This is a genomic window from Streptomyces sp. PA03-1a, from assembly GCF_033792805.1.
GTDB lineage: Bacteria > Actinomycetota > Actinomycetes > Streptomycetales > Streptomycetaceae > Actinacidiphila.
Genome location: NZ_JARAVO010000314.1, coordinates 1 through 9240 on the forward strand (window position 1 = coordinate 1; position 9240 = coordinate 9240).

Annotated in this window: 10 protein-coding genes; 3 read left to right on the forward strand and 7 right to left on the reverse strand. The window is 72.8% G+C overall.

Translation table 11 applies throughout. The annotated features are described in order from the left end of the window. Nucleotides 1-84 precede the first annotated feature (84 nt). The 7 genes from truB to rimP all read right to left on the reverse strand — a co-directional run bounded on the left by truB (nucleotide 85) and on the right by rimP (nucleotide 7032). Nucleotides 85-966: a tRNA pseudouridine(55) synthase TruB gene (truB, locus tag PV341_RS41055; protein ID WP_500325793.1), complete on the reverse strand. Its 882-nt coding sequence runs from the start codon at nucleotides 964-966 to the stop codon at nucleotides 85-87. After that, nucleotides 963-1418 carry a 30S ribosome-binding factor RbfA gene (gene rbfA, locus PV341_RS41060; protein ID WP_500325791.1) on the reverse strand — a complete coding sequence of 152 codons (456 nt, stop codon included), beginning with the start codon at nucleotides 1416-1418 and terminating at the stop codon, nucleotides 963-965. Before rbfA ends, truB begins: the two co-directional genes overlap by 4 nt. 42 nt (nucleotides 1419-1460) lie before the next feature. Further along, nucleotides 1461-1754, reverse strand: coding sequence for a DUF503 domain-containing protein (locus tag PV341_RS41065; protein ID WP_018562639.1), 294 nt, complete (start codon nucleotides 1752-1754; stop codon nucleotides 1461-1463). 144 nt (nucleotides 1755-1898) lie between these two features. Further along, nucleotides 1899-5003: a translation initiation factor IF-2 gene (gene infB, locus PV341_RS41070; protein WP_500325789.1), complete on the reverse strand. Its 3105-nt coding sequence runs from the start codon at nucleotides 5001-5003 to the stop codon at nucleotides 1899-1901. A 155-nt stretch (nucleotides 5004-5158) separates the two neighbouring features. Then, the gene (locus PV341_RS41075; protein WP_500325787.1) at nucleotides 5159-5440 is read right to left on the reverse strand and encodes a YlxR family protein; all 282 of its coding nucleotides are present in this window, start codon (nucleotides 5438-5440) and stop codon (nucleotides 5159-5161) included. A 78-nt stretch (nucleotides 5441-5518) separates the two neighbouring features. Continuing rightward, nucleotides 5519-6505, reverse strand: coding sequence for a transcription termination factor NusA (nusA, locus tag PV341_RS41080; RefSeq protein ID WP_500360506.1), 987 nt, complete (start codon nucleotides 6503-6505; stop codon nucleotides 5519-5521). Nucleotides 6506-6507: 2 nt separating this feature from the next. Then, on the reverse strand, nucleotides 6508-7032 hold the full coding sequence (gene rimP, locus PV341_RS41085; RefSeq protein ID WP_500325785.1) for a ribosome maturation factor RimP: 525 nt from the start codon (nucleotides 7030-7032) through the stop codon (nucleotides 6508-6510). A 148-nt stretch (nucleotides 7033-7180) separates the two neighbouring features. Here rimP and PV341_RS41090 point away from each other — a divergent pair, with 148 nt between their 5' ends. The 3 genes from PV341_RS41090 to PV341_RS41100 are packed head-to-tail and all read left to right on the forward strand — an operon-like array spanning nucleotide 7181 to nucleotide 9155. After that, nucleotides 7181-7741, forward strand: coding sequence for a hypothetical protein (locus tag PV341_RS41090; protein WP_500325783.1), 561 nt, complete (start codon nucleotides 7181-7183; stop codon nucleotides 7739-7741). Between the two features lie 8 nt (nucleotides 7742-7749). Continuing rightward, entirely contained in the window at nucleotides 7750-8196 is a 447-nt protein-coding gene (locus PV341_RS41095) for a ferritin-like domain-containing protein (RefSeq protein ID WP_499514308.1), read from the forward strand. 23 nt (nucleotides 8197-8219) lie between these two features. Continuing rightward, a complete protein-coding gene (locus PV341_RS41100) occupies nucleotides 8220-9155 on the forward strand; it encodes an aminoglycoside phosphotransferase family protein (protein WP_500325781.1) in 936 nt (311 codons plus the stop codon). The last annotated feature ends 85 nt before the right edge of the window (nucleotides 9156-9240 follow it).

Consider the following 9240-nt stretch of genomic DNA (forward strand, 5'->3'; position numbering starts at 1 on the left):
GGGTGGGGGGATGCCCGCCGCAGGCGCAAGCGACCCGCACACAAACACCGGGCCCCACAGACACCCGGCACCGCAAGCGCAGCGTCAGGCGAGGTTGGCCAGGATCTTGGCCTGCCCCTCCCGCGCTTCGACCAGCGCCAGAAACTCCCCCTCCGGCCCGAACACCGCCGTGGGCACCGCCCCCAGGGACGGGGGCGCGTCCAGCCGCACGCCGTGGCCGAGCAGTCGCGCCTGCCGGGCGTCCACGTCCCACCGGGGGAACGCCGCCGCCGCGGCCTCCGCGATGGGCAGCACCGCGAACGCCTCCGTGAGCTGCTCCAGCGTACGGGCGAGCCCGGCGCCGTAGGGGCCGACGCGGGTGCGCCGCAGCGCGGTGAGGTGGCCGCCGACGCCGAGCCCGGCACCCAGGTCGCGGGCGAGGGCCCGGATGTACGTGCCGGAGGAGCACTCGACCGTGACGTCGACGTCGACCACGTCACCGCCCTCGTGCCGCACGTGCCGGACGTCCCGCACGACGAACGACGACACCGTGACCGGCCGCGCCGCCAGCTCGAAGTCCTCGCCGCCGCGCACGCGGGCGTACGACCTGACGCCGTTGACCTTGATGGCGCTCACCTTGGACGGCACCTGCATGATGTCCCCGGTCAGCGGCACGACGCCCGCGTCGATCGCCTCGCGGGTGACCCCGTCCGCGGGGACGGAGGCCGTGACCTCGCCCTCGGCGTCGTCGGTGACCGTGCTCTGGCCGAGCCGGATGGTCGCCTCGTACTCCTTGCGCGTGAGCGCGAGGTGCCCGAGCAGCCGGGTGGCCTTCTCGACGCCGATGACGAGGACGCCGGTGGCCATGGGGTCGAGCGTGCCCGCGTGCCCCACGCGCCGTGTCCCGGCCAGCCTGCGCAGCCGGGCCACGACGTCGTGCGAGGTCATACCGCCCGGCTTGTCGACGATGACAAGCCCGTCCTTCATCGGTCGCCGTCCTCCTCGTCGTCGACCTCGTCCTCCGCCGGCTTGCGGTAGGGGTCGGCGTCGCCGGCGTAGGTGGCGTCCGTGGCGGTCTTGCGGACCTCCTCGTCGGCCTCGCGGGCCTTGGCGAGCAGGTCCTCGATCGTGCGCGCGTTCTCGGGGATCGCGTCGGCGACGAACGTCAGGGTGGGCGTGAAGCGCACGCCGGTCTGCCGTCCGACCTCCGAGCGGAGGACGCCCTTGGCGCTCTCCAGCGCCGCCGCCGAGGCGGCCCGCTCCTCGTCGTCACCGAAGACCGTGTAGAAGACGGTCGCCTCCCGGAGGTCACCGGTGACCCGGGTGTCCGTGATCGTCACGTAGCCCAGCCGCGGGTCCTTGATCCGCCGCTGGAGCGTCTCCGCGACCACGACCCGGATGCGGTCCGCCAGCTTGCGCGCCCGCGCGGTGTCGGTCATGCGTGCTCTTCTCTCTTCTCATCACGCTTCGGAACGTGAGTGTCAGTCGTCGTCCCCGTGCACCCGCTGCCGCGCCGACAGCAGATCCACCTCGGGGCGCGAGGCCATCCAGCGCTCGCAGCGTCCGAGGACGTCCTTGATGTGCCCGGGGTCCCCGGACACGACCGCCACGCCGATCTCGGCCCTGCGGTAGAGGTCGTGGTGGTCGACCTCGGCGACGCTCACCGCGAACTTGCGGTGGAGCTCGGCCACGATCGGCCGGATGACGGACCGCTTCTCCTTCAGCGAACGGACGTCGCCGAGAAGCAGGTCGAAGGACAGCGTCCCTACATACATGGGCATCAGGTCAAGCCGACCTGTGGGGCCTCGTCGTGAACGGTGCGAACACCGTGAACAGCAATCACCACAGTAAAGGCAACGGCCGGGGCCGATCGACGGAATTTTCCCTCCGCCAACCGGCCCCGGTCAGATGTCCCTCGATCAGACGCGAGGCTTCTCGCGCAGCTCGTAGGTCGCCACGACGTCGTCGATCTTGATGTCGTTGTAGTTGCCGAGGTTGATACCGCCCTCGAAACCTTCACGAATCTCGGTGACGTCGTCCTTGAAGCGCCGCAGACCCTCGATGGTGAGGTTCTCGGCGACGACCTTGCCGTCACGCAGCAGGCGCGCCTTGGCGTTGCGTCGGACCTCGCCGGAGCGGATGAGCACACCGGCGATGTTGCCGAGCTTGGAGGAGCGGAAGACCTCGCGGATCTCGGCGGTGCCGAGCTCCACCTCCTCGTACTCGGGCTTGAGCATGCCCTTGAGCGCCGCCTCGATCTCGTCGATGACCTGGTAGATCACCGAGTAGTAGCGGACGTCGACGCCCTCACGCTCGGCCAGCGACGTGGCGCGGCCCTCGGCCCGCACGTTGAAGCCGATGATGATGGCGTCGGAGCCCGCCGCCAGGGTGACGTCGGTCTCGGTGACCGCACCGACACCCCGGTGGAGGATGCGCAGGTCCACGTCCTCGCCGACGTCGAGCTGGAGCAGCGAGGACTCCAGGGCCTCGACCGAACCGGACGCGTCGCCCTTGATGATGAGGTTGAGCTGCTGGACCTCGCCGGCCTTGAGCACCTTGTCCAGGTCCTCGAGGCTGACCCGGCGACGGGTCTTGGCGAAGGCCGCGTTGCGCTCGCGGGCGGCGCGCTTCTCGGCGATCTGACGGGCCGTACGGTCCTCGTCGACCACCAGGAAGTTGTCGCCGGCACCCGGCACGTTCGTCAGACCGAGCACCAGGACCGGGGTCGAGGGGCCCGCCTCGTCGACGGTGTTGCCACTGTCGTCGAGCATCGCGCGGACACGGCCGTACGCGTCGCCGACCACCATGGTGTCGCCGACCCGCAGGGTGCCGCGCTGGACCAGGACGGTCGCCACGGCACCGCGGCCGCGGTCGAGGTGCGCCTCGATCGCGATGCCCTGCGCGTCCTGCTCCGGGTTGGCCCGCAGGTCGAGCGCGGCGTCCGCGGTCAGGACCACGGCCTCCAGCAGGCTGTCGATGTTCAGGCCCTGCTTGGCGGAGATGTCGACGAACATGGTGTCGCCGCCGTACTCCTCGGCCACCAGACCGAACTCGGTCAGCTGACCGCGCACCTTCGTCGGGTCCGCGCCCTCGACGTCGATCTTGTTGACCGCGACCACGATCGGCACGTCGGCCGCCTTGGCGTGGTTCAGCGCCTCGATCGTCTGCGGCATGACGCCGTCGTTCGCCGCCACCACGAGGATCGCGATGTCGGTGGACTTGGCACCGCGGGCACGCATGGCGGTGAACGCCTCGTGACCCGGGGTGTCGATGAAGGTGATGGCCCGGTGCTCGCCGTTGACCTCGGTGGCCACCTGGTAGGCACCGATGTGCTGGGTGATGCCGCCGGCCTCGCCCGCGACCACGTTGGTCTTGCGGATCGCGTCGAGGAGGCGGGTCTTGCCGTGGTCGACGTGACCCATGACGGTCACGACCGGCGGACGAGCGACGAGCGCTTCCTCGCCGCCCTCGTTCTCGCCGAACTCGATGTCGAAGGACTCGAGGAGCTCGCGGTCCTCCTCCTCCGGGCTGACGATCTGGAGGGTGTAGTTCATCTCGTCGGCGAGCAGCTGCAGCGTGTCGTCGGAGACGGACTGGGTCGCGGTGACCATCTCGCCGAGGTTCAGCATCACCTGGACGAGCGACGCCGGGTTGGCGCCGATCTTCTCGGCGAAGTCGGTCAGCGAGGCACCACGGGAGAGGCGCACGGTGTCGCCGTTGCCGCGGGGCAGCAGCACGCCGCCCACGGACGGGGCCTGCATGGCCTCGTACTCCTGGCGCTTCGCCCGCTTCGACTTGCGGCCACGGGCCGGACGGCCACCGGGGCCACGGCCGAAGGCGCCCTGCGTGCCACCGCGGCCACCCGGACCACCGGGACGACCGCCGAAGCCGCCACCACCGGGGCGACCGGCGAAGCCGCCGCCACCGCCACCACCGGCGCCGGCAGGACGCGGACCGCCGAAGCCGCCGCCACCACCGGGACGGCCACCGCCGCCACCGCCACCGGGACGACCGGCGAAGCCGCCGCCACCGCCACCGGGACGACCGGCACCGCCGCCGGGACGGGCGCCGGGACCGCCGGGACGACCCGGACCGCCCGGACGACCCGGCGCGCCGCCGGCAGCGGGACGCTGCGGCATCATGCCGGGGTTCGGACGGGGGCCGCCGCCCTGCGGACGGGGCATGCCGCCCGGGGTCGGACGCGGACCGCCGGAGGCGGCACCGCCGCCGGGGCGCGGAGCGCCACCCGGACGGGGACCGGAACCACCCGGAGCGCCACCGGGGCGCGGGCCGGACTGGCCGGGGGCACCACCCGGACGCGGCGCCTGCGGGCGCGGCATACCGGTGGAGCCGGAGGTGAAGGGGTTGTTGCCCGGGCGGGGACCGGCCGGACGGGGGGCACCCGGACGCGGCGCCTGGCCACCGGGACGCGCACCGGGGCCGCCCTGGCCACGGCCGCCGTCACGCTGGCCGGGACCGGAGGGACGGGTACCGGGACGCGGGCCGGGGCCGCCGGGACGCCCGGCAGCGGGGCGCTCGCCCTGAGCCGGACGCTCCTGGGCCGGGCGCTCCTGGGCGGGACGCTCCGGGGCCGGCGGGGCGGAGAACTCCGCCTGCGGCACCGGGGTGACCGGCGCGGGCTTGGCCGGGGCCGGCTTGGGACCCGGGGTCGGGCGCGGGCCCGGCGTCGGCGCGGGGCCACCGGCGGGCTTGGTAGTGGGGGCTGATCCCGTGGCCGGCTTGGGAGCCGGCGCAGCGGGACGGGCCGGCGCACCCGGAGTGGGGGTGGCCGGCTTTGCGGGCGCGTCCTTGCGCGGCGCCGCGGGCCTGGCAGCCGAGGGCTTCGAGGAGGCGGAACCGCCACCGGAACCCTGCAGTGCGTCGGTCAGCTTGCGAACAACCGGCGCCTCGATCGTCGAGGACGCCGAACGGACGAATTCGCCAAGTTCTTGGAGCTTGGCCATGACGACCTTGCTCTCAACTCCGAACTCCTTGGCGAGTTCGTATACCCGGACCTTAGCCACTTCGCTCCTTCATGAGGTCCGGGGTGGTCGTCCGCCGGACCGTCGCTACTTCATGGGCGTACTCATCGCGTGCTCATCGAGTGCTCATCGCAATCTCGACCTACTTCCAACTCGCGGGGTACCTGGCCGTACGGTCGCCCGTACGGTCTTCCTGCCTACTCACGGTGTGCCTGCTCCACGTAGCCGCGGAGGTCCGCGGTGTCCAGCGGTCCCCGGGCCCGGAAGGCCCGCGGGAACGCCCGGCGGCGGACCGCCAGGTCGAGACAGACGGTGTCGGGATGCACATACGCACCCCGACCGGGCAGCGTACCGCGAAGATCGGGAACACAGAATTCCCCGACCACCGCCACACGCAGCAGATCTCGCTTGGCCGCCCGCTCCCTGCACCCGATGCACGTTCGCTCCGGGCGTGCTGGGTCATGCGTCCGGCCAGACATCCTTAGTCTACCTCCCCGCGCCGACCTCACCCCTCCGGGTTATTCGACGCACGGTCGTTCATCGGTTACCCGCCGGTGCTACTGCTCGGCGAGCTCGGTGTCGGGCCGGATGTCGATCCGCCAGCCGGTGAGCCGTGCGGCCAGGCGGGCGTTCTGCCCTTCCTTGCCGATCGCCAGCGACAGCTGGTAGTCCGGCACGGTCACCCGCGCGGAGCGGGCGGCCATGTCGACGATCTCCACCTTGCTCACCCGGGCGGGTGACAGGGCGTTGGCGACCATCTCCGCCGGGTCGTCCGACCAGTCGACGATGTCGATCTTCTCGCCGTTCAGCTCGGCCATCACGGCGCGCACCCGGGCGCCCATGGGGCCGATGCAGGCGCCCTTGGCGTTCAGTCCGGAGCGGCCGGAACGGACCGCGATCTTCGTACGGTGCCCGGCCTCGCGGGCGATCGCGGAGATCTCCACGGAACCGTCCGCGATCTCCGGGACCTCCAGCGCGAAGAGCTTCTTCACCAGGTTGGGGTGGGTGCGCGAGAGCGTCACGGACGGACCTCGCACACCCTTGGCCACCCGGACGACGTACGAGCGAAGGCGCGTGCCGTGCTTGTAGTCCTCACCGGGCACCTGCTCCTGCACGGGCAGGATCGCCTCGAGCTTGCCGATGTCGACCAGCACGTTCTTGGGGTCCTTGCCCTGCTGGACCACACCGGTGACGATGTCGCCCTCGCGGCCGGCGTACTCGCCGAAGGTGATCTCCTCCTCCGCGTCCCGCAGCCGCTGCAGGATGACCTGCTTGGCCGTGGTCGCGGCGATCCGGCCGAAGCCGCTGGGCGTGTCGTCGAACTCCCGGGGCTCGGCGCCCTCGGAGGTCTCCGACGGGTCCTCCTTGGCCCACACGGTGACGTGCCCGTTCGTGCGGTCGAGCTGCACGCGCGCGTTGCGGCGGCTGCCCGGCTCGCGGTGGTACGCGATGAGGAGCGCCGACTCGATCGCCTCGACCAGCAGGTCGAAGGAGATCTCCTTCTCCCGCACCAGACCCCGCAGGGCACTCATGTCGATGTCCACGGCTACGCCTCCTCCATGCTCTCGTCGCCGTCAGTATCGGCACCGGCCGGGTCCTTGCGACTGAATTCGATCTCCACCCGTGCCTTGGCGATCTCGCCGAAGGAGGCACGGGCGGGTTTGGGCTTGCGTCCCTTGACACCCGGGACCTCCAGGTCGAGCCCGTCCTCGTCGACCGCGAGGATCCGCGCGACCAGCTCGTCACCGGCGGTCGTCGTCAGCTTGACCAGCCGACCCTCGTTGCGGCGGAAGTGGCGCGGCTCGGTGAGCGGGCGGTCCACGCCCGGCGAGGAGACCTCCAGCAGGTACGCCGCCCCGCCCATGGCGTCGGCGTCGTCGAGGACCTGCGAGATCTCCCGGCTCAGCTCCGCGAGCGTGTCCAGCGGCGCACCCTCGTCGGAGTCCACGATCACCTGGAGCTGCCGCCGGTTTCCAGCGGCCGTCACCTTGACCTCTTCCAGTTCGAGCCCCGTCTTCACGACGAGCGGCTCGAGCAGCCCGCGCAGCCTCTCGCTCTGGGTGGTGCTCATCCGGGTGACTCCTCGGCCGCGTGTGCTGTTGTGGTGGAAGGTCGTGTGTCGGGCCAAAGCCTATCGGTTCAGGCCCCGGAACGACGATTCGGCGCAGCGGAGGGCGCCGTCACGGCCCCCGGGCGTCGCGCGGGTACCCTCACGTGAGGTGATCACGGGAAGGGGCACTGTGCCGCTCAGCAACATTCCCCGCCGGCGCGCGGTACGCGCCGCCCTCGTCCTGCCGGCCGCCGCCGGACTGCTCGGCGGTTGCTCCGACGGGACACGGCCCGAGGGGACGTCCGCGAAGGGTTCGCCGGCCGCCGACGCGACCGCGGCGCTGCGCAAGCGGGCCGCCCGGGACAGCGCGGCACTGCTCGCGCAGTACGACGCCACCGTCGCGGCGCACCCGGACCTCGCGCAGCGACTGCAGCCGCTGCGGGCCGAAGTGGCCCGCCACGCCCAGGCGTTCGGCACGTCGGCACGGGCGGCGTCACCGTCCGCCGCGCCCTCGTCGTCGTCCTCGCCGATGTCCTCCCCGTCGCCGTCGGCCTCGCCGTCCGTCCCCGCAGGGGCCGCAGCCGCGTTGTCCGCGCTGGCGGCGGCCGAACGCATGCTCGCGGACGCCCGGGCGACCGCGCTCCTGGACGCGCCGCCCGAACTCGCCCGCCTGCTCGCCTCGGTGGCCGCCTGCGGCGCCGGGCACGTCCTGCTGCTCAAGGAGCACTGACCCGACCCATGGCACAGCAAGCGCTGCTCAAGGCCGTCCAGGCCGCACTCTCCGCCGAGCACGCCGCCGTGTACGGCTACGGCATCGTCGGCGCCCGCGTCGGCGGCGAACTCGGCGAGCAGGCCCAGCAGGCGTACGACGCGCACCGCGCCCGCCGCGACTCGCTGCGCCGCACCGTCGGCGACCTTGGCGGCGAACCCGTCGCCGCCGAACCCGCGTACGCCCTGCCCTTCGACGTGCCGGACGGCAAAGCGGCCGTGCGTCTCGCCGCGGAACTGGAGGACCGGGTCGCCGGGGTCTACGCGGACCTCGTGCGCGCCGCCGACGCCGATCTGCGCCGCGGGGCGGCCGACGCGCTGCGCGAGGCGGCGGTCCGCGCCGTGCGCTGGCGCGGGGGGAGCGTAGCCTTCCCGGGGCTGGCCGAACGCGCGCGGACGGCAGCGGAGAAGGTTTAGCACCAGGAGGGACGTACCCACGCATGGCCTCGGCACCACAGCCCCAGCACCTGGAACCGCCCGAGCGGCTGGTCCGCACGGTCAGCGCCTGGGAGGGCGAGGCGGGCCGCACCTGGCTCGCCGGCCTCCCCGAGCGCGTCGCGGACCACCTCGCGCGCTGGGAGCTGACGCCGGAACGGGTGCTCTCCCCCGGCGGCCAGATCAGCATGGTCGTCCTCGTACGGCAGGCCGACGACACCCCCGCGACCCTCAAGGTCGGCCTCGTCACCGACGAGACCCGGCACGAGCACGCCGCGCTCGCCCGCTGGGACGGCCGTGGCGCGGTCCGCCTGCTGCAGGCCGACCCCGACGCGGGGGCGCTCCTCCTGGAACGCCTGCACAGCGACGTGTCGCTGCGCTCGCTGCCCGAGCAGAAGGCGATGCTCGAGGCGTGCGCCACCCTGCAGCGGCTCTGGGTCCCCCCGGGCGAGGGGCACCCCTTCGTGCCGGTCGCCGAGCACACGGCGCGCCTGGCGGCACTGCTGCGGGAGCGGCGCGAGCAGCCATACGTCCCGGAGGAGGCCCGGGCCCTGGTCGACGAGGCCCTCGCGGTCCGCGACGAACTGTGCGCGGCCGCCCCGGGCGAGGCCATGCTGCTGCACGGCGACTACCACCACGGGAACGTGCTCGCCGCGGACCGCGTGCCGTGGCTGGCCATCGACCCCAAGCCGGTCGCGGGCGAACCCGCGTACGACCTGGCCTGGCTCGTCCGCGACCGCCTCGAGACGCTGGTCGCCACGCCGGGGTCGCAGTCCGCGGCCCGGCGGAGGGTCGCCAAGCTCTCCGACTCCCTCGAGGTCGACCGGGACCGCGTCCGCGGGTGGGCCCTGTTCCGGGCCGTCGAGGCGGGCGTGTGGGCGTTCTCCGTGGGCGACCGTCAAGGCGGGGAACTGCTGCTGGAGTTCGCGGCCTGGCTTTAGTTCTTGCCGGGGGTGCGTTCTCTGGGGCCCGGTTGTCGTGTGCGACGCCGTCGTGGTTGCGGTTGGGGTTTCTCCCCCGCCCTCC

Bases quoted from the DNA above. Each gene is read 5' to 3' on its own strand.
- truB (WP_500325793.1), bottom strand. From the start codon at position 966: ATGAAGGACGGGCTTGTCATCGTCGACAAGCCGGGCGGTATGACCTCG.
- rbfA (WP_500325791.1), bottom strand. From the start codon at position 1,418: ATGACCGACACCGCGCGGGCGCGCAAGCTGGCGGACCGCATCCGGGTC.
- PV341_RS41065 (WP_018562639.1), bottom strand. From the start codon at position 1,754: ATGTATGTAGGGACGCTGTCCTTCGACCTGCTTCTCGGCGACGTCCGT.
- PV341_RS41075 (WP_500325787.1), bottom strand. From the start codon at position 5,440: ATGTCTGGCCGGACGCATGACCCAGCACGCCCGGAGCGAACGTGCATC.
- rimP (WP_500325785.1), bottom strand. From the start codon at position 7,032: ATGAGCACCACCCAGAGCGAGAGGCTGCGCGGGCTGCTCGAGCCGCTC.
- PV341_RS41095 (WP_499514308.1), top strand. From the start codon at position 7,750: ATGGCACAGCAAGCGCTGCTCAAGGCCGTCCAGGCCGCACTCTCCGCC.
- PV341_RS41100 (WP_500325781.1), top strand. From the start codon at position 8,220: ATGGCCTCGGCACCACAGCCCCAGCACCTGGAACCGCCCGAGCGGCTG.